The following is a 330-nucleotide window of genomic DNA, read 5'->3' as shown; positions in this document are numbered from 1 at the left end:
AGCGCGACCGGCTCCGTGGCTGAAGGTGGTCAGATTACGTACACCGCAACCCTGACCAATGCCGCAGGCTCGCCAGTCACCGTGACCCTGTCGAACGGCGCGGTAATCACTATCAAAGCTGGCGAAACCAGCGGTAATGTCAGCGTTCCAGCACCAACCGATGACGTTTACAAAGACGCCGGTTCGGTGCAGGCAACCATCAGCAGCGCTACCGGTGGCAACTTCGAAAATCTCGTGCCGAGCAATGTTCCGGCTGTGACGACTGTCACCGACACCATCGATACCTCGACCGTCAAACTGACCGCCGATACCTCGGTGGCTGAAGGCGGG

The 330-nt window shown here is 59.4% G+C and carries 1 protein-coding gene; it reads left to right on the top strand.

What is annotated here, in order from left to right; genetic code table 11:
- Positions 1–330, top strand: a 330-nt coding sequence (locus HU743_RS27040; RefSeq protein ID WP_186652411.1) for an immunoglobulin-like domain-containing protein, incomplete at both ends; no start/stop codon positions are given.

The sequence above is a fragment of the Pseudomonas sp. SWRI99 genome (assembly GCF_014270125.1).
Taxonomy (GTDB): domain Bacteria; phylum Pseudomonadota; class Gammaproteobacteria; order Pseudomonadales; family Pseudomonadaceae; genus Aquipseudomonas; species Aquipseudomonas hamedanensis.
This window is presented reverse-complemented; position numbering and strand designations above follow the sequence as displayed.